The sequence below is a fragment of the Streptomyces sp. NPDC026246 genome (assembly GCF_055567995.1).
The window spans coordinates 93,199-111,216 of the sequence record NZ_JBVHPJ010000003.1 but is presented as its reverse complement, the minus strand read 5'-3'; the positions used below and the strand labels follow the sequence as shown (position 1 = coordinate 111,216).

General features: G+C 73.5%; 19 protein-coding genes. 5 read left to right on the top strand and 14 right to left on the bottom strand.

All coding sequences use genetic code 11. The features are described 5' to 3' along the window. Position 1 precedes the first annotated feature (1 nt). On the top strand, positions 2 to 670 hold the full coding sequence (locus tag ACZ4M5_RS08715; RefSeq protein WP_467734447.1) for an MOSC domain-containing protein: 669 nt from the start codon (positions 2 to 4) through the stop codon (positions 668 to 670). A gap of 120 nt (positions 671 to 790) precedes the next feature. Then, the gene (locus ACZ4M5_RS08710) at positions 791 to 1,564 is read left to right on the top strand and encodes an SDR family NAD(P)-dependent oxidoreductase (RefSeq protein WP_467734445.1); all 774 of its coding nucleotides are present in this window, start codon (positions 791 to 793) and stop codon (positions 1,562 to 1,564) included. Positions 1,565 to 1,639: 75 nt separating this feature from the next. On the opposite strand, the gene ACZ4M5_RS08705 is transcribed toward ACZ4M5_RS08710, so the two are convergent. From ACZ4M5_RS08705 to ACZ4M5_RS08685, 5 genes are all read right to left on the bottom strand, one after another. Next, on the bottom strand, positions 1,640 to 2,173 hold the full coding sequence (locus ACZ4M5_RS08705) for a hypothetical protein (protein WP_467734443.1): 534 nt from the start codon (positions 2,171 to 2,173) through the stop codon (positions 1,640 to 1,642). 196 nt (positions 2,174 to 2,369) lie between these two features. Beyond that, entirely contained in the window at positions 2,370 to 3,995 is a 1,626-nt protein-coding gene (groL, locus tag ACZ4M5_RS08700; protein ID WP_467734441.1) for a chaperonin GroEL, read from the bottom strand. A 116-nt stretch (positions 3,996 to 4,111) separates the two neighbouring features. Beyond that, entirely contained in the window at positions 4,112 to 4,420 is a 309-nt protein-coding gene (groES, locus tag ACZ4M5_RS08695) for a co-chaperone GroES (RefSeq protein WP_053135717.1), read from the bottom strand. 239 nt (positions 4,421 to 4,659) lie between these two features. Next, entirely contained in the window at positions 4,660 to 5,418 is a 759-nt protein-coding gene (locus ACZ4M5_RS08690) for a polysaccharide deacetylase family protein (protein ID WP_467735529.1), read from the bottom strand. A 35-nt stretch (positions 5,419 to 5,453) separates the two neighbouring features. Next, on the bottom strand, positions 5,454 to 6,407 hold the full coding sequence (locus ACZ4M5_RS08685) for a polysaccharide deacetylase family protein (protein WP_467734439.1): 954 nt from the start codon (positions 6,405 to 6,407) through the stop codon (positions 5,454 to 5,456). 117 nt (positions 6,408 to 6,524) lie between these two features. Here ACZ4M5_RS08685 and ACZ4M5_RS08680 point away from each other — a divergent pair, with 117 nt between their 5' ends. Beyond that, the gene (locus ACZ4M5_RS08680) at positions 6,525 to 7,718 is read left to right on the top strand and encodes a THUMP-like domain-containing protein (RefSeq protein WP_467734437.1); all 1,194 of its coding nucleotides are present in this window, start codon (positions 6,525 to 6,527) and stop codon (positions 7,716 to 7,718) included. A 151-nt stretch (positions 7,719 to 7,869) separates the two neighbouring features. Here ACZ4M5_RS08680 and ACZ4M5_RS08675 read toward each other — a convergent pair whose 3' ends face one another. Then, the gene (locus ACZ4M5_RS08675; RefSeq protein ID WP_467734435.1) at positions 7,870 to 8,916 is read right to left on the bottom strand and encodes an LCP family protein; all 1,047 of its coding nucleotides are present in this window, start codon (positions 8,914 to 8,916) and stop codon (positions 7,870 to 7,872) included. Between the two features lie 144 nt (positions 8,917 to 9,060). Next, positions 9,061 to 10,143, bottom strand: coding sequence for a LacI family DNA-binding transcriptional regulator (locus ACZ4M5_RS08670; protein ID WP_467734433.1), 1,083 nt, complete (start codon positions 10,141 to 10,143; stop codon positions 9,061 to 9,063). Between the two features lie 185 nt (positions 10,144 to 10,328). Between ACZ4M5_RS08670 and ACZ4M5_RS08665 the strand changes: the two genes are divergently transcribed. Beyond that, on the top strand, positions 10,329 to 12,635 hold the full coding sequence (locus tag ACZ4M5_RS08665) for a beta-xylosidase/alpha-l-arabinosidase (protein ID WP_467734431.1): 2,307 nt from the start codon (positions 10,329 to 10,331) through the stop codon (positions 12,633 to 12,635). A 30-nt stretch (positions 12,636 to 12,665) separates the two neighbouring features. Here ACZ4M5_RS08665 and ACZ4M5_RS08660 read toward each other — a convergent pair whose 3' ends face one another. From ACZ4M5_RS08660 to tsaB, 4 genes are read right to left on the bottom strand one after another with little or no spacing between them, the layout of a single operon-like run. Further along, positions 12,666 to 12,923, bottom strand: coding sequence for a hypothetical protein (locus ACZ4M5_RS08660; protein WP_467734429.1), 258 nt, complete (start codon positions 12,921 to 12,923; stop codon positions 12,666 to 12,668). Beyond that, on the bottom strand, positions 12,920 to 14,023 hold the full coding sequence (gene tsaD / locus ACZ4M5_RS08655) for a tRNA (adenosine(37)-N6)-threonylcarbamoyltransferase complex transferase subunit TsaD (RefSeq protein ID WP_467734427.1): 1,104 nt from the start codon (positions 14,021 to 14,023) through the stop codon (positions 12,920 to 12,922). The genes ACZ4M5_RS08660 and tsaD overlap by 4 nt, the downstream gene beginning before the upstream one ends. Then, positions 14,016 to 14,522, bottom strand: coding sequence for a ribosomal protein S18-alanine N-acetyltransferase (gene rimI / locus ACZ4M5_RS08650; protein WP_467734425.1), 507 nt, complete (start codon positions 14,520 to 14,522; stop codon positions 14,016 to 14,018). The genes tsaD and rimI overlap by 8 nt, the downstream gene beginning before the upstream one ends. After that, complete coding sequence (tsaB, locus tag ACZ4M5_RS08645; protein ID WP_467734423.1) at positions 14,519 to 15,172, bottom strand: tRNA (adenosine(37)-N6)-threonylcarbamoyltransferase complex dimerization subunit type 1 TsaB; 654 nt, start codon at positions 15,170 to 15,172, stop codon at positions 14,519 to 14,521. The genes rimI and tsaB overlap by 4 nt, the downstream gene beginning before the upstream one ends. 113 nt (positions 15,173 to 15,285) lie before the next feature. Here tsaB and ACZ4M5_RS08640 point away from each other — a divergent pair, with 113 nt between their 5' ends. Further along, positions 15,286 to 15,849 (top strand): hypothetical protein, encoded by a 564-nt coding sequence (locus tag ACZ4M5_RS08640; RefSeq protein WP_467734421.1) that lies wholly within the window; start codon positions 15,286 to 15,288, stop codon positions 15,847 to 15,849. A gap of 67 nt (positions 15,850 to 15,916) precedes the next feature. Here ACZ4M5_RS08640 and ACZ4M5_RS08635 read toward each other — a convergent pair whose 3' ends face one another. From ACZ4M5_RS08635 to ACZ4M5_RS08625, 3 genes are all read right to left on the bottom strand, one after another. Next, the gene (locus tag ACZ4M5_RS08635; protein ID WP_467734419.1) at positions 15,917 to 16,087 is read right to left on the bottom strand and encodes a hypothetical protein; all 171 of its coding nucleotides are present in this window, start codon (positions 16,085 to 16,087) and stop codon (positions 15,917 to 15,919) included. Between the two features lie 175 nt (positions 16,088 to 16,262). Beyond that, positions 16,263 to 16,781 (bottom strand): tRNA (adenosine(37)-N6)-threonylcarbamoyltransferase complex ATPase subunit type 1 TsaE, encoded by a 519-nt coding sequence (tsaE, locus tag ACZ4M5_RS08630; protein ID WP_467734417.1) that lies wholly within the window; start codon positions 16,779 to 16,781, stop codon positions 16,263 to 16,265. Then, positions 16,750 to 18,006: an alpha/beta fold hydrolase gene (locus tag ACZ4M5_RS08625; RefSeq protein ID WP_467734415.1), complete on the bottom strand. Its 1,257-nt coding sequence runs from the start codon at positions 18,004 to 18,006 to the stop codon at positions 16,750 to 16,752. Before ACZ4M5_RS08625 ends, tsaE begins: the two co-directional genes overlap by 32 nt. Positions 18,007 to 18,018: the final 12 nt, after the last annotated feature.

Sequence of the window (18,018 nt, the reverse complement as noted above, 5' to 3'; positions counted from 1 at the left end):
CATGGAGCTGTTGTCAGTGAACCTGGGCCGCGCGAAGGCAGTCGCGTACACCGACAACCCCGACGGGGTGACCGGGATCGACAAGCGGCCGGTGGACCGTCCGGTGCGGGTGTCCGCGCCGGGACCGAAGGGGATCGGCGGGAGCGGGCTCGCCGGCGACGCGGTGTGCAAGCTGCAGCACCACGGCGGCGACGACCAGGCCGTGTACGCGATGGCCCGCGAGGACCTGGACGAGTGGGAACGCGAGCTGGGCCGGACCCTGGCCGACGGCTCCTTCGGGGAGAACCTGACCACCCGGGGCCTGGACGTCTCCGGTGCGCTGATCGGGGAGCGGTGGCGGATCGGGCCCGAGGTGGTGCTGGAGATCACCTCCGGGCGCATCCCCTGCCGCACCTTCCAGGGCCACCTGGACGAGAAGGGCTGGGTGAAGCGGTTCACGCAGCGCGGTGCGCCCGGGGCGTACCTGCGGGTGATCGTGCCCGGGGACATCCGCGCGGGCGACGCCGTCGAGATCGTGCACCGGCCCGGGCACGACGTGACCGTGGCGCTGGCCTTCCGGGCGGCGACGACCGAGCGGGCACTGCTGCCCCGGCTGCTCGCCGCGGGCGAGGCGCTGCACCCCGAGCTGCTGACGGCGGCCCGCGAGTACCGGGACGCGTACGGCTCCTGACCGCGGCTCACCACGCCGGTCCGCACCGGTCCTTCACCACGCCGGTCCGCACCGGCCCTCCACCACGGACGGCCCCGCGGGCAAGCGGACGCATGGGATCCGGGTCACTACGCTTCTGCCATGACAACGGCTCTGATTACGGGATCGACGGCAGGCATCGGAGCCGCGTTCGCGCGGCGACTGGCGGCCGACGGGCACAACCTGGTGCTGGTGGCCCGGGACACCAAGCGGCTCCGGGAGCAGGCGACCGAGCTGCACGACCGGCACGGCATCGAGGCCGAGGTGCTGACGGCCGACCTCGCGGAGGACAAGGGCATCGACACCGTCGCCGACCGCCTCCGGGACCGCAGGAGCCCCGTCGATCTGCTGGTCAACAACGCCGGCTTCGGCAACAAGGGCCGTTTCCTCGAGGTCTCCATGGCCGACGAGCTGCGGATGCTGAAAGTGCACTGCGAGGCGGTGCTGCGGCTGACCGCGGCGGCGACGGAGGCCATGCGGGAACGGGGCCGCGGCGGTGTCGTCAACGTCGCCTCGGTCGCGGCCTTCGTCCCGCGCGGGACCTACAGCGCCTCCAAGGCGTGGGTCGTGCAGTTCACCCAGGGCGTCGCGCGGGACCTGGGCAGCAGCGGGGTGCGGCTGATGGCGCTGTGCCCCGGGTTCGTCCGCACCGAGTTCCACGAGCGGGCCGGCATGGGCACGGACAACATCCCCGGCTGGATGTGGCTCGACGCGGACAAGCTGGTGGCGGCCGCGCTGCAGGACCTCGCCCGCGGCAAGACCCTGTCCATCCCCGACCCGCGCTACAAGGCGCTGATGGGCGCGGCGAAGCTGGTGCCGCGGGGGGTGCTGGGGGCCGTCTCCTCCCGTACGGGGCGGAAGTACGGGCCGCAGTGACCCGCTGACGGCACACGCGGCAGCCGCCCGCCGGCCTCCCTCCCGGGCGGCGGCCCGCCCCACGCGCCCCCTTCGTCAGAAGTGCTCGACCTTCGTGCCGTCCGGGGTCTTGTAGCAGCCGGAGACGAGATCGAAGCTGAGCTGCGGCGGATCGTCCTTCGCCATCGCCACGATCTTCACGCTCACCTTCTTCCCGTCATGGTCGGCAACCAGGTTCATGTTCTTGTTCATGCTGGTGTCCGGCCCGTACGAGACGACTTTCCAACCGTGCTTGGGCAACTCCTCCTTGAGCTGCTCCATGGCCCGGCCCAACTCGGCGGCGGACACCGGATAGAAGCTCCACGGATGGAACACCCGGAAGTACTTCTCCGGGTCCTTGTCCGAGCAGTCCGTGACACCGGCGCGGCTGTCGGACGCCTTCCCCTTCACGCCGATCAGGTCGTAGAGGTCCCTCGACACCCTCTCCAACGAGTCCGCGGCCTCGGCGGAGGTGCTCGTGCCGGCGGAGGGGACCCCGCCGGCCTTGTCATCCGTCATGCTGCAGCCGGCCGATCCGGCGAGGGCGAGGGCGAGGGGCACGACGAGCACAAGGGCACCGGGCGCCTTCACGTGTGGCCCTTGGTCCGCCTCGGCACGGGACAGGTCATCTCGTCGTTCCCTTCGTGTGCGGGTTGCTGCTTCCTGTGCGTCCACGCGTCGGGCGGTGGTCACCACGGCACGCGGTCGCTCCGACGGCCGGCGCTGCTCGCGAACGGGCGGAGCCCCGGTCCCTTGGGGGACCGGGGCTCCGTGGGAGCGGATCGGCTCAGTGGGCGTGGCCGTGGCCGTGGCCCGCGGCGGCCGGCTCCTCCTCTTCCTTCTTCTCGACGACCAGGGTCTCGGTCGTGAGGAGGAGGGAGGCGATGGAGGCGGCGTTCTCCAGGGCGGAGCGGGTGACCTTCACCGGGTCGATGACGCCGGCCTTCACCAGGTCGCCGTACTCACCGGTGGCGGCGTTGAAGCCCTGGCCCTTGTCGAGCTCGGCGACCTTCGAGGTGATGACGTAGCCCTCAAGGCCGGCGTTCTCGGCGATCCAGCGCAGCGGCTCGACGGCGGCCTTGCGGACCACGGAGACACCGGTGGCCTCGTCGCCGGTCTTGCCGAGGTTGCCCTCGAGGACCTTGACGGCGTGGACGAGGGCGGAGCCACCACCGGAGACGATGCCCTCCTCGACCGCGGCGCGGGTCGCGGAGATGGCGTCCTCCAGACGGTGCTTGCGCTCCTTGAGCTCGACCTCGGTGGCGGCACCCACGCGGATGACGCACACGCCGCCGGCCAGCTTCGCGAGGCGCTCCTGGAGCTTCTCGCGGTCCCAGTCGGAGTCCGTGGTCTCGATCTCGGCCTTGATCTGGGCGACGCGGCCCTGCACGTCTTCCTTGTTGCCGGCGCCGTCGACGACCGTGGTGTCGTCCTTGGTGACGGTGACGCGGCGGGCGGAGCCGAGGACGTCCAGGCCGACCTGGTCGAGCTTGAGGCCGACCTCCTCGGAGACGACCGTGGCGCCGGTGAGGACGGCCATGTCCTGCAGCATCGCCTTGCGGCGGTCGCCGAAGCCGGGGGCCTTCACGGCGACGGCGTTGAACGTGCCGCGGATCTTGTTCACGACCAGGGTCGACAGGGCCTCGCCCTCGACGTCCTCGGCGATGATCAGCAGCGGCTTGGAGGCGTTGGCCTGGATGACCTTCTCCAGCAGCGGCAGCAGGTCCGCGATGGCGGAGATCTTGCCCTGCGTGATGAGGATGTACGGGTCGTCCAGGACGGCTTCCATGCGCTCCTGGTCCGTCACGAAGTACGGCGACAGGTAGCCCTTGTCGAAGGCCATGCCCTCGGTGAAGTCCAGCTCCAGGCCGAAGGTGTTGGACTCCTCGACGGTGATGACACCGTCCTTGCCGACCTTGTCCATGGCCTCGGCGATGAGCTCGCCGACCTGCTGGTCCTGGGCGGACAGCGCGGCGACGGCGGCGATGTCGGACTTCTCGTCGATCGGGCGGGCCGAGGCGAGCAGGTCGTCGGAGACGGCCTTGACGGCGGCGTCGATGCCCTTCTTCAGGGCGGCCGGGGAGGCACCGGCGGCGACGTTCTTCAGGCCCTCGCGCACGAGCGCCTGGGCGAGCACGGTCGCGGTGGTCGTACCGTCACCCGCGATGTCGTTGGTCTTGGTCGCCACCTCCTTGACCAGCTGGGCACCGAGGTTCTCGTACGGGTCCTCGATCTCGACCTCGCGGGCGATCGTGACACCGTCGTTGGTGATGGTGGGGGCGCCGAACTTCTTGTCGATGACGACGTTGCGGCCCTTGGGGCCGATCGTCACCTTGACCGTGTCGGCAAGCTTGTTGACGCCGCGCTCGAGGGCGCGACGGGCGTCCTCGTCGAACTTCAGGATCTTCGCCATGGGAGCGTGAGCCCTCTTCCGGAATCTGGGGTAACGGCAACTGCGCCCCGGGCGCCCGGCTTATTGGCGATCGCGGGGGCCAGGGGCGCAGTTCAAAGCAAGGTGCTTCGGGTGAATTACTTCTCGATGATCGCGAGCACGTCGCGGGCCGAGAGGACGAGGTACTCCTCGCCGTTGTACTTCACCTCGGTGCCGCCGTACTTGCTGTAGAGCACGACGTCGCCGACGGAGACGTCGAGCGGAAGACGGTTGCCGTCCTCGAAGCGGCCCGGGCCCACGGCCAGGACGACGCCCTCCTGGGGCTTCTCCTTGGCGGTGTCCGGGATGACCAGGCCAGAGGCGGTGGTCTGCTCGGCGTCGAGCGGCTGGACCACGATGCGGTCCTCGAGCGGCTTGATGGCAACCTTGGAGCTGGTGGTCGTCACGATCCGACCTCCCCCTTCGGAGATCTCACGGGGTTAACTGTCTGAGGTGGCGACCAGGTGGATCCGTCGTCGCGGGTGCCGGACCTGCCCGTCGCTGTGTTGGCACTCTCCAGGGGGGAGTGCCAGACCCGAGACTATGACTGCGATTAGCACTCGGTCAAGCGGACTGCTAATTGCCCGCGGCGCGTCGGTCGGCCGACCGCTCCCGCGCGCTCCCCAGGTGGTCCTCCAGGCGGTTCTCAAGGTGGCCCAAGGTGGCCCTCCGGGCGGTCCTCAAGGTGGTCCTCCAGCCGCCCCACCCGCAGCCCCCGGCGGTCGATCTCGCGCAGCAGGCGCCGCGTCCGCTCGGCGAGCGTCAGGGAGTCGGTGTCGCCGGACGGCACCGAGACGATGTCGCCCGGCCGCAGCCGCCGCCCGCCCCGGCGGTAGTCCAGTTCCCCGTCGCCGTCCAGGGACGCGCGCCACAGGACGACCGCGCGGATGCCGCAGTCGGCTGCGGCGCGCAGGGTCGTCGTGTCGTAGGTGCCGTAGGGCGGCCGGAAGAGGTGGGGCCGGACACCGAACCGGGCCCGGAGCTTGTGCTGCTGGCCGCAGATCTCCGCGCGCTGGCCGGCGTAGGGCAGTCCGCGCAGGGCGGGGTGGTCGAGCGTGTGGTTCTGCAGGGAGGCGCCGACCGCGCGCAGCCGGGCGAAGTGGGCGTAGCCGGGGCCCACGACGCTGTCGGTGAGGAACAGGCTGACGGGGAGCCGTCGTTCGCGGACCAGGCCGACGAACCGGGGGTCGCGCTCGGCGCCGTCGTCGTAGGTGAGGAAGACGACCGGGTCGCGGGTGGCGACGTGGTCGACGACGGGCGGCAGGTCCGGTCCCCGGGGGCCGTCGGCTGCCCGGGGGCCGTCGGCCGGTGTCCCGCCCGCCATGGTCGAGCGGCTCGTCGCCGGGGCCCGGCCGTCGGCGTCGCCCGGGCGCTCCCCCGGTGCCGTGGCGCAGCCCGCGAGCAGGGCCAGACCCGCGCACAGGGCGGCCGCCCGCCGCCTCACAGGTAGTCCTCCAGCCGCCCCACGGCGTATCCCTCGGCCGTGACCTTGTTCAGGAAGCGGCGGAGCATGTCGGGCATCGTGCCCTTCCACTCGTCGCGGCCCCGGAAGTGCGTCAGCACGATGTCTCCCGGGCGCAGGTCGCGGTCCGCCTCCCGGTACTCCCAGTGGTCGGCGAAGACCTCCTCGTTCCACAGGGGGACGTGCTCGATGCCGCAGGCCTTGGCGGCGCGCAGGGTCGACCGGTCGTAGCTGCCGTAGGGCGGGCGGAAGAGAGTGGGGCGCTTGCCGAAGCGCTCGGCGATGTAGCCCTGCATGCCGCAGATCTCGCGCTTCTGCGCCCGGTGGGTCATGCCGCGCAGGTTCGGGTGGTGCAGGGTGTGGTTGTTCAGGACGACGCCCTCGGCCTGCATGCGGCGGAAGTAGCGGGGGTCGTCCTTGACCAGGTAGCCGCTGAGGAACGCCGTGTAGGGGACGCCCAGCTCACGTGCCATCCGCAGGAACGAGGGGTCCTTCTCGGCACCGTCGTCGATGGTGAGGAAGACGACCTTGTCGCGGGTGGGGACCCGGGTGAAGACGGGCGGCAGCGCCAGTTCCCGGTGGTCGTCCACCTCGAAGCCCTTGCGGGTCTTGATCCTGGGCTTGCGCTCGGGGGCCGGCGGGGCGGACAGCGGGACGGCGCGCAGTCCCCACCGGCGGGCCGCGGCGACCCGGGCGGTGTGGGCGGAGCGCAGCTTGGAGGCGTAGGAGTCCAGGGCGCGGGCCGGGGGTGCCTTCAGGGGCTGCTGGCCGCCGGCCGGGACGACTCCGCTGTCGCCCCCCTGCGCGCAGCCCGAGGCGATGGCGGCCAGGGCGAGCACGGCGAGACCGATCCGCAGACCGCCGTAGGCCCGGCTCTTGTCGCTTTGACCGCCGTGCGCCCGGCTTTTGTCATTTTGTACGACTGCTCGCATGGAGCGGGATCCTCGCAGCCCGCCCGGACGAACCGGCCCCGACACCGCGGCCGCTCCCCCACGGTCCACCGACTGGCCCACACCCCCGTCGGGCCGGTCGTGGTCGACAATGATCCGGTGAACGACCTCGCACCCCTCCTCACCCCCGAAGGCCGCGCCCTCCTCGACGAGGTGCGCGACACCGACCCGGCGCAGGAGCTGGCGGTGGCGACCCGGCTGCGGCGCGAGCACCCGGCCGAGCTGGTGTCGGCGGCGCTCGGGCAGGCGCGGCTGCGGCAGCGGGCGGTGGTGAAGTTCGGCGCGGAGGACGCCCGGCGGATGTTCTTCACGCCGAACGGGGTGGAGCAGTCGACCCGGGCGAGCGTGGCCGCCTACCGGGCCGGGCGGATGGCCGCCCTGGGCGTGACCTCGGTCGCCGACCTGTGCTGCGGCATCGGCGGCGACGCGATCGCGCTGGCCCGGGCGGGGATCCGGGTCCTGGCCGTGGACCGGGACCCCCGCACGGCCGAGGCGGCCCGGGCCAACGCCGGGGCGCTGGGTCTGGCCGACCTGATCGAGGTGCGCGAGGCGGACGTCACGGACGTGGACACCGCCGGGTACGACGCCGTCTTCGCCGACCCCGCCCGGCGCGGCGGCCGGGGCCGGATCTTCGACCCCGAGGCCTACTCGCCGCCCCTGTCCTGGGCGGTGGCCGCCGCCCGCCGGGCGCCGCACGCCGCGCTGAAGGTCGCTCCGGGCATCCCGCACGAGGCGGTCCCGCAGGACGCCGAGGCGGAGTGGATCTCCGACGGCGGGGACGTGAAGGAGGCGGTGCTGTGGTTCGGCACGGGCCCGGGCGCGGGACGCGCCCCCCTGGCGCCGGGCCCGGGAGCCGTGCGCGCCACCCTGCTGCCGGGCCCGCGCAGCCTGCTCTCGCGCGGCCTGCCCGACCCGGAGGTCCGCCCGCCCGGCCGCTACCTCTACGAGCCGGACGGCGCGGTCATCCGCGCCCACCTGGTCGCCGAGGTTGCCGAGGAGGTCGGCGGCGGACTGCTCGACGCGACCATCGCCTACGTCACGGCCGACACCCTGCACCCGACCCCGTACGCCACCGCCTACGAGATCACCGACCATCTGCCCTTCAACGTCAAGAAGCTCAAGGCCCTGCTGCGGGAGCGGCGGGTGGGCACGCTGACGGTGAAGAAGCGGGGCTCGGCGGTCGAGCCGGAGGAGCTGCGCCGCAAGGTCAAGCCGCAGGGTCCGCACGCGGCGACGGTGTTCCTGACCCGGGTCGCCGGCGCCCCGGCCATGCTCGTCGGGCACCCGGCCTGACGGTCGGGTCTGCTCGGCGCAGCAGCGGTTGCCGCTCCCGTTCGTCGCGCGTCGGCCGGCGGCCGGGCGGCGCCGGGCCCTCAGGCGGTGGCCCGGCCGTGGCCGGCAGGACGCCGGCCACGGGTTCTTTCCGCGGCCGCGTTCCCGCCGGTCACCGCAGTGACTCCCAGAGCCTCCCGGCCGCCGGCTCGTCCGCGACCACCCGGTTGGGGTCGGCGGGGGCCGGCACCACGGGCATCGTGACCGTGCGGACCGCGTCGGCCGACAGCCCCCGCAGGCTCCGGCCCAGCCGGCTCAGCTCCGCCAGGGAGTCCAGGCCGGTGTCCGTGGTCAGGCCCGCGGTCGCCGCGTCGGCGACCCGGTAGAGCTTCGCGGGGTCGGTGAGCAGGTCCTCGGCCGCGATCTGCTCCAGCAGGGCCTTCACCAGCTTCTGCTGCAGGCCGATGCGGCCGAGGTCGCTGCCGTCGCCTATGCCGTGCCGGGTGCGGGCCAGGGCGAGGGCCCGGTCGCCGTCGAGGTGGTGGGTGCCGGCCTTCAGGTGCAGATGGCTGTCGTCGTCGGAGATGTCCTCCTCGGTGGTGACGGTGACACCGCCGAGCGCGTCGACCAGCCGGGCGAACCCCGAGAAGTCGATCTCCAGGTAGTGGTCCATCCGCACGTTCGTCATCGCCTCGACGGTCTTCACCGCGCACACCGGACCGCCCACCTCGTACGCGCTGTTGAACATCGAGCCGTACGCCACCGCCGTCGACCCGCCGGACGGGGCCGGGCAGGAGGGGCGGGTGACGAGGGTGTCGCGCGGGATGCTGACCACCGTGGCGCCGGTCCGTCCGGCGTCGAGGTGGACGACCATCGCCGTGTCGGAGCGGGCGCCGGAGCTGTCGCCGCCGCCGAGCCGGCGGTTCTCCTCGCCGCTGCGCGAGTCCGAGCCCAGCACGAGGATGTTGAGCGCCTCGGCGGGCGGCGCGGAGCCCGACGGCACGGGCGAGCCGAGCGGCCTCGGCGGGCGGTCGTCGCCCAGCGCGTGGTCGATGTCGACGCCGGTGATGTTGTCGTCGAGGTGCCGGTAGGCCCAGCCCGCCGCCGCGGCGCCCAGCACCAGCGCGCCCGCCAGGACCACGGCCGCGGTCCTGGACAGGTTCGGGCGCCGGCGCACCGCTTCACCCTCCCCGTCGCGTTCCGTCACGCCCAGGAACATAAGTCCGAATAATGTCGGCCAGGGAGTCCGAGCCGCGCTTTCTTGGGAAATTCTCAGATTGCGGAGATCGGCCGAAAGTTTCGACCAGCACCTCGACTTGCTTCGAAGTGCGCGGCTCTCTTCAGCTCGCCCCCCGGCACCACGTCATCCTCCGGCCGAAGCGGGCGCCGCCGTGCTGCTGCGGACCACCAGGCTCGTCGCCAGCTCGATCCGGGTGGCCGCGGCGGCCTCCTGGTCGCGCCCGAGGTCGAGGACCAGCCGGGCCGCGGCCTCGGCCATCTCCGTCAGCGGCTGCCGCACGGTCGTCAGCGGCGGCCCCACCCAGCGCGCCACCGGCAGGTCGTCGAACCCGACCACGCTCAGGTCCTCCGGGATGCGCAGACCCAGCTCGCGGGCGGCCTCGTAGAGCCCGAGCGCCTGCAGGTCGTTCCCGGCGAAGACGGCGGTCGGCCGGTCCGGGCGGCGCAGCAGCTCCAGACCCCGGCGGTAGCCGGTCTCGTGGTGGAAGTCCCCGGCCACGATCAGGGACGGGTCCACCGGCAGCCCGGCCGTCTCCAGCGCGGCCCGGTAGCCGTCCACCCGGGCGCGGCTGCACATCATCTGCGACGGCCCGCTGACCGCCCCGATCCTGCGGTGCCCGAGGTCGACCAGGTGCCGGGTGGCCGCGAGGCCGCCCTGCCAGTTGGTCGCGCCGATCGACGGCACGTCGGCGCCGGGGTCGCCGGCCGGGTCCATCACCACGAACGGGATGGACCGGCTGGTCAGCAGCGCCCGCTGCGCCGCGTCGAGCCCGGACAGCACCAGGACCACGCCGTGCGGCCGCCGGGCCGCGACCTGGTCGGCCCAGCTCCGCCCGGGGGTGAGCCGCCCGGCGCTCTCCGACAGCACCACGCTCAGCCCGGCGTCCCGGGCCACGTTCTCCACGCCCCGGATGACCTCCATCGCCCAGGCGCTCTCCAGCTCGTGGAAGACCAGGTCGAGGAGCGGGGAGCGGGTCGCCTCGGCGCGCCGGCGCCGGTAGCCGTGGGCACGCAGCAGCTCCTCCACCCGGGCCCGGGTCACCGCGGCGACGTCGGTGCGACCGTTGAGCACTTTCGAAACAGTCGGTGCCGAGACACCGGCCTCGCGGGCGATCTCGGCGAGCGTCGCGGTCTGCGCGGTGCGCCCCCGCGTCCGGTTCTGCGTCCGGGTTTGCGTCCGGCTTTCAACCGGCTCGGGGGAAGTCATGGCGGCGATCGTATCCCTGCGGCACCTCTTGACGAAGCCCTCGGAGCGCCATAGGTTCCCGGAACATTCGAAGTACAGCTCGAAACATTCGTAGTAGCGGGTGCGGGAGAGATCGGCACAGCACCGTTCACGCGCTCGTGAGCACCGTTCGTGAGAGGGCCGTCCGTCCACCCGACAGGAGCTTCATGACCACCGCGCCCTGGCGTGACCCCGCCCTGCCCGCCGCCGCCCGCGTCGACGACCTGCTGTCCCGGATGACCCTCCAGGAGAAGACCGCCCAGCTGTACGGGGTGTGGGTGGGCGCCGAGACGGACGGCGAGGGGGTGGCGCCGCACCAGCACGACATGACCGTCGCGTACGACTGGGACGAGCTGATCACCCACGGCCTCGGCCAGCTCACGCGCCCCTTCGGCACCGCCCCCGTGGACCCGGTGCTCGGCGCGCGGGCCCTGGCCCGTGCCCAGCGGCGGATCGCCGCCGCCGGGCGCTTCGGCATCCCGGCGATCGCGCACGAGGAGTGCCTGGCCGGTTTCACCGCCTGGCAGGCCACGGCCTACCCCGTCCCGCTGGCGTGGGGCGCCACCTTCGATCCGCCGCTGGTCGAGGAGATGGCCCGCCGCATCGGCGAGGACCTGCGCTCGGTCGGTGTGCACCAGGGCCTCGCGCCCGTGCTGGACGTCGTCCGCGATCCGCGCTGGGGCCGGGTGGAGGAGACCATCGGCGAGGACCCGTACCTGGTGGGCACGGTCGGCGCGGCCTACGTGCGGGGGCTGGAGTCGGCCGGGGTCGTCGCCACGCTCAAGCACTTCGCCGGGTACGCCTCCTCGGCCGGCGCCCGCAACCTCGCCCCCGTCCGGGCGGGCCTGCGCGAGTTCGCGGACGTCACCCTGCCGCCGTTCGAGATGGCCCTGCGCGAGGGCGGGGCGCGTTCGGTGATGGCCGCCTACACCGAGACCGACGGCCTCCCGGCCTCCGCGGACCCCGAGCTGCTCACCCGGCTGCTGCGCGAGGAGTGGGGCTTCACCGGCACGGTCGTCGCCGACTACTTCGGCATCGGCTTCCTGCAGACCCTGCACCGGGTCGCGGGCACCCCGGCCGAAGCGGCCCACGCGGCCCTCGCGGCCGGCATCGACGTCGAACTGCCCACGCTGAAGTGCTACGGCCCGCCGCTGCTCGACGCCGTCCGCTCCGGCCGGGTCCCCGAGGAACTGGTGGACCGCGCGGCCCGCCGCGTCCTGCTCCAGAAGTGCGAACTGGGCCTGCTGGACGAGGACTGGGACACCGAGCCCGACGGCCCGGTCAGCCTGGACCCGCCGGGCAACCGGGCCCTGGCCCGCCGCCTGGCCGAGGAGTCCGTCGTCCTGCTCGACAACCCCGGCGGGCTGCTGCCGCTGGCCTCCGGCACCCGGATCGCGGTGGTGGGTCCCCGGGCGGCGGACGCTCTGGCCATGCTGGGCTGCTACTCCTTCCCCTCCCACGTCCTCACCCACCACCCCGGCGTGCCGGCCGGCATCGAGATCCCCACCGTCCTGGAGGCGCTGCGCACCGAACTGCCGGACGCGAAGGTGACGTTCGCGCAGGGCTGCGACGTGACCGACCCGGACCGGGCCGGCTTCGAGGAGGCCGTCGCCCGCACCGCCGAGGCCGACGTGTGCGTGGCGGTGCTGGGCGACCGGGCGGGCCTGTTCGGCCGGGGCACCTCCGGCGAGGGCTGCGACGCCACCGATCTCGCCCTGCCGGGCGCCCAGGGCGATCTGCTGGACGCGCTCCTGGCCACCGGCGTTCCGGTGGTGCTGGTCCTGCTGACCGGCCGCCCCTACGCGCTGGGCCGCTGGCACGGGCGGCTGGGCGCCGTCGTCCAGGCCTTCTTCCCGGGCGAGGAGGGCGGACCGGCCGTCGCGGGCGTCCTGTCGGGCCGCGTGAACCCCTCGGGCCGGCTGCCCGTCAGTGTGCCCAGGGTGCCCGGCGGCCAGCCCTGGACCTACCTCCAGCCACCCCTCGGCCTCGCGGGAGAGGTCAGCAACCTCGACCCGACCCCGCTGTACGCCTTCGGCCACGGCCGCTCGTACACGACGTTCACCTGGGAGGACGTGACGTGCGGCGAGGCGCAGATCGGTACGGACGGCGCCTGCGACCTGTCCGTGACGGTCCGCAACACCGGCGAGCGGGAGGGGGCGGAGGTCGTGCAGCTGTACCTGCACGACCCGGTGGCCTCGGTGACCCGGCCCGACGTCCGCCTGGTCGGCTACCGGCGCGTGGCGCTCTCCCCCGGCGCGGCGGCCCGCGTGACGTTCCGCTTCCACACCGACCTGTCGGCGTTCACCGACCGTTCGGGCCGCAGGGTGGTGGAGCCGGGCGTCCTCGACCTACGGTTGGCGGCGTCCAGCACGGACGTACGCCACACGGCACAGCTCACGCTCACGGGTCCGGTCCGGGTCACCGGGACCGGGCGGCGGCTGCGGTGCGAGACGGAGGTGGCGGAGGCGGAGTGAGCCTCAGGGGGGCGATGGAGCGGCTGCCGGTCAGCCCTCGTCCACCGACTCGAACCGCCACCGGTGCACCGCCCGGGCGACCAGCTCCCGGTCCGGCTCGGGCAGTTCGGGCAGGTCCGCGTCGTACGGCGCGTCCCACCAGGTGATGACCAGCACCCGGTCCTGGGGAGCACGCAGGGTCTCGCGGCGCAGCGGCGCGCGGGGCAGCTCCTGGGCGCGGGCCCAGCCGAGCAGGTCCTCGCCCCGCCCGGGCACGGCCCGCGCCTCCCACATCAGGGCGACCGTCACGAGTAGAGGTTCTCCTTGCTGACCTCGTGCACGTGGTCGTGGTCGTGGGCGTGGCCGTTGCCCGGGACGTGCGGTTCGGTCACCGGCAGGGAGGAGTCGGCGGGCAGGTCCCAGCTCGACGCGGCGCGGTTGCGGGCGACCATCTCGGCGCCGAGGGCGGCGACCATCGCGCCGTTGTCGGTGCACAGCTTGGGCCGCGGGACCCGCAGCCGGATCCCGGCCGCCTCGCAGCGCTCCTGGGCGAGCGCGCGCAGCCGGGAGTTGGCGGCCACGCCGCCGCCGATCATCAGGTGGTCGACGCCCTCGTCCTTGCAGGCGCGGACGGCCTTGCGCGTCAGCACGTCCACGACCGCCTCCTGGAACGAGGCCGACACGTCGCGTACGGGCACCTCCTCGCCTGCCGCCCGCCTGGCCTCGATCCAGCGGGCCACGGCCGTCTTAAGCCCGGAGAAGGAGAAGTCGTAGGCCGGGTCGCGGGGGCCGGTCAGGCCGCGCGGGAAGGCGATCGCGTTCGGGTCGCCCTCCTTGGCGTACCGGTCGATGACCGGGCCGCCCGGGAAGCCGAGGTTCAGCACCCGGGCGATCTTGTCGAAGGCCTCACCGGCGGCGTCGTCGATGGTGGCGCCCATCGGGCGGACGTCGGAGGTGATGTCCGCGGACAGCAGCAGCGAGGAGTGGCCGCCGGAGACCAGCAGCGCCATCGTCGGCTCGGGCAGCGGGCCGTGCTCCAGCTGGTCCACGCAGATGTGGGAGGCGAGGTGGTTCACGCCGTACAGCGGCTTGCCCAGGGCGTAGGCGTACGCCTTCGCCGCCGAGACGCCGACCAGCAGGGCGCCGGCCAGGCCGGGCCCGGCGGTGACCGCGACGCCGTCGAGGTCGCGGGCGCTGACGCCCGCCTCCTTCAGCGCGCGGTCGATGGTGGGGACCATCGCCTCCAGGTGGGCACGGCTCGCGACCTCGGGGACGACGCCGCCGAAGCGGGCGTGCTCGTCGACGCTGGAGGCGATCGCGTCGGCCAGCAGGGTGGTGCCGCGGACGATGCCGACGCCGGTCTCGTCGCAGGAGGTCTCGATTCCCAGTACGAGGGGTTCGTCAGCCATTGATCTCGGTTCCTTGTGCGGAGTTCTCGGGGGCGGTCAGGCGCATCACCAGGGCGTCCACGTTCCCCGGCTGGTAGTAGCCGCGCCGGACGCCGATGGGTTCGAAGCCGAAGCGCTCGTACAGCTTCTGCGCGCGGACGTTGTCCACGCGGCACTCCAGCAGGATCTCGGCGCACTCGAAGGCGGTGGCCGCCCGCAGCAGCTCGGCGAGCAGCCGGCCGCCGAGACCGGTGCCCCACCGCTCGCGGGCGACGGCGATGGTCTGCACGTCGGCCTGGTCACCGGTGGCGACCAGCCCGGCGTATCCGACGATCCGGGAGCCGCTCTGGGCGACCACGTACCGGCGGTTGGCCTCCGGCCCGCGGGCGTGGGCCAGTTCGGACCAGAACATGCCCCGGGACCAGGCGTCCTCGGGGAACAGCTCCCGCTCCAGCTCCAGCACGGCGTCGATGTCCCACCAGCGCATCTCGCGCAGCGCGCACGTCTCGGCTCCGGTCACTTGGGGGTGACCACCTTGTAGTTCTTGGGGACCTGGGCGTCGGGGCGGCGCAGGTACAGCGGCCGCGGCGCGGGCAGTTCCTCGCCCGCGGCGAGCCGCTCGGCGGCCAGCCGGGCCAGGGCGGCGGCGGACACGTGCTCCGGCTCGTGCGCCTTGGGGAAGGTGTCCGGGTAGAGCAGCGCGCCGGCGCCGACCGCGGGCAGGCCCGCGACCTGCTCGGCGATGTCGGCGGGCCGGTCGACGGCCGGGTCGGTGAGGCGGGTGCGCGAGTCGGCGTAGCGCGCCCAGTACACCTCCTTGCGGCGGGCGTCGGTGGCGACGACGAACGGGCCGTCCAGGTCGGCGGCGTAGGCGAGGCCGTCCAGCGTGCACACGCCGTGCACGGGGACGCCGAGGGCGAGCCCGAAGGTGTCCGCGGTCATCAGACCGACCCGGAGCCCGGTGTACGGGCCGGGGCCGATCCCGGCGACGATCCCGGTGACCGCGTCGAGCTTCAGTCCGGCCGCGGTGAGCACGCGGTCGATCGCCGGCAGCAGCAGTTCCCCGTGCCGCCGCGCGTCGACCTGACTGGACGAGGCGATGACGTCCTCGCCGTCGTGCAGCGCGACGGTGACAGCGGGCGTGGCGGTATCCAGAGCGAGCAAGAGCACGCAAACAGCCTACGGCTCCCCGGGCCCCGTGTCGGACGTACCTGCCGGGCCGTCACCTGCTGCTACCGTCACCTACCGTCACGACAGCGACGTACGACGTGAGGTGGGCGCCGGTGGCAGCCAGCAGCTCGGGAATCGTGGCCGCGCTCACCGCCGCGGCGCTCGCCACGGTCGGTTACCTCGCCCACCAGGCGGCCGAGGCCCTCCCGGCCGGCGCCGCCCGCGCCGCCGGGACGGGCGCGGCACCGGCCGCCGGTACGTCGAAGGCGCCGCGGGTGCAGCGGGACCCCACCGCGTTGCCGGAGAGGTCCGGGGAGGGCGCGCGGGTCGTGTACTCGCTGCGCCGCGACCGGGTGTGGCTGGTCGGCGCGAACGGCGAGGTGGCGCGCACCTTCGAGGTCGACCCGAGCGCGGTGGACCCGGCCCCCGGCCGCTACGCGGTGACGTCCCGCTCGGGCACGGTCACCGGCTCGGACGGCATCCCGGTGGAGCACGTCGTGCGTTTCACCAGCGTGGACGGCGTGGTCGTGGGCTTCAGCGCGGCCGTGGACGAGGCGAAGGCCGCCGCGGCGCCCCCGCCGAAGGCGCGCACGGGAGGGATCCGCGAGTCGCGGGTGGACGGTTCGGCGATGTGGACCTTCGCGACCATCGGCCGCAAGGTCGTGGTCGTCCGCTAGGCAGCGGTCGTCCGAACGGCGGACCCGCGGGGCCGGCTTGACCACCGGGACCAGGGGACCGCTCGGACTAGGCGGCGTCCCGGTGGTGGTCGCCGGCGGGCCCGGCGAAACCGGGTTCGGGGGCGCGCGGCGGTGTGGAGATCAGCGCCGCCGCCTCGCAGGCCGCCAGCAGGTCGCGCATGGGCACCCCGGCGACCGTGAACGGCAGCGGCCGCCCCTTGCTCTCTGTAGCCGACATGGACGCCTCCTGAAGCGGCGGGGGCGGAAGTTAGGTACACCTAACTACGAGCTGGGTACCATGTGACCACGCACGACGGGCCGAGCGCAACATCTTGCCGACGTCTTGTCGGAACGTTCATCCGAAGATCACAGGGTCCTGCCCGTCCGCCGGGCGCCCGCCTGGCGTGCCGCTGCTAGGCGGTGAGAACGCTCAGGTCGGCCGAGGCCCAGCGCTCCCCCACGCCGGTGACGGTCAGCTGCCGGACCTCGTCGGTCGTGTCGCCCACCGCCCGGTGGATGACGACCTGGAGCCGGTCCTCGGTCAGCTCCTCGACCTTGCCCTCGCCCCATTCGACGACGACCACCGAGTCGGGCAGCGACACGTCGAGGTCGAGGTCCTCCATCTCGTCCAGCCCGCCGGAGAGCCGGTAGGCGTCGACGTGGACGAGGGGCGGGCCGTCGCCGAGGGAGGGGTGCACGCGGGCGATGACGAAGGTCGGCGAGGTGACGGCCCCGCGCACGCCGAGCCCCTCGCCCAGGCCGCGGGTCAGCGTCGTCTTGCCCGCCCCGAGCTCCCCGCTCAGCATCACCAGGTCACCCGCGCGCAGCAGTTTCGCGAGCCGGCGGCCCAGCTCCCGCATCTGCTCGGGGGACGTGACGACGGTCTGGACGGATCCGGGCTCAGCCGGGCTGTGCGGTGCTGGTGCTTCCATAGCCCTTCACGGTAGCCCCTGCGGGCACGGCACCCGTGCGGGTGAGCAGGTCGGCGAGGCGGTCGGTGACCACTTCCGGGTGTTCCAGCATCACCAGGTGCCCGGCGTCCGGCACCAGCACCAGTTCCGCGTCCGGGAGCAGGTCGGCGATGGCCTCGCTGTGCTCACTGGGCGTGACCAGGTCCCGCACGCCGGCCAGCACGAGCACCGGCAGGTCGGCGAAGTGGGCCAGCGCCTCGGTCTTGTCGTGGTCGTTGAACGCGGGGTAGTACTCGGCGACCACGTCGATCGGGGTGCTCTCGATCATCCGCTCGGCGAACCGCGCCACGGCCGGGTCGACGTCCCGCGAGGCGAACGAGTACCGCTTGATGACCCCCGCGAACAGGTCCGCGGTGGCCCGGCGCCCCTTCTCCACCAGCTCGGCCCGCTGCCCCAGCGCCTTCAGCACCCCGGGCAGCACGCGCCGCACCACGTTGACGCCGGCCACCGGCAGCCCGTAGTTGACCTCGCCGAGCCGGCCCGACGAGGTCCCCACGAAGGCGACTCCGACGACCCGCTCGCGGATCAGCTCCGGGTACTGGTCGGCCAGTGCCATCACCGTCATCCCGCCCATGGAGTGGCCGACCAGCACGATCGGCCCCTCGGGCGCGGCCGCGTCGATCACGGCCTTCAGGTCGCGGCCGAGCTGCTCGATGGTGACCGGCTCGTCGTCCCGGCTCTGGGCGACGCCGCGCCCGGACCGGCCGTGGCTGCGCTGGTCCCAGTGCACGGTCCGCACCACGCCGCGCAGGGCGGCCCGCTGGAAGTGCCAGGAGTCCTGGCTCAGGCAGTAGCCGTGGCTGAAGACGACGGTGACGGGGGCGGGGGCCTTGCGGCCGAAGAGCCTGCGGCGGCGCGGGCCCGCGGCCGGTGTGGCGTCGGGGTCGACGTCGTCGACCTCGTAGTACAGCTCCGTGCCGTCGTCGGCGAGCGCCTTGCCGGGCATCCCGCGCAGCGCGCCGTAGGGCCCCGCCGAGTCCAGGGCGAGGCGGGCCTTCTGCCGTATGCCGCGGCCGACCGTCATCCGCTCCAGGGCGACGCCGGCGGCCGCGCCCGTGGCCACGACGCCTATCGCGACGCCGGCGAGCCCGGTCGCGCGGCGCCAGCCTCCCGCCGCCCCCGCGGCGGAGGCCGCGACGGCCGCGGAGGCGACGTCGACGACGACCTCCGCACTGCTCTCGCTCACGTACCGCTCCTC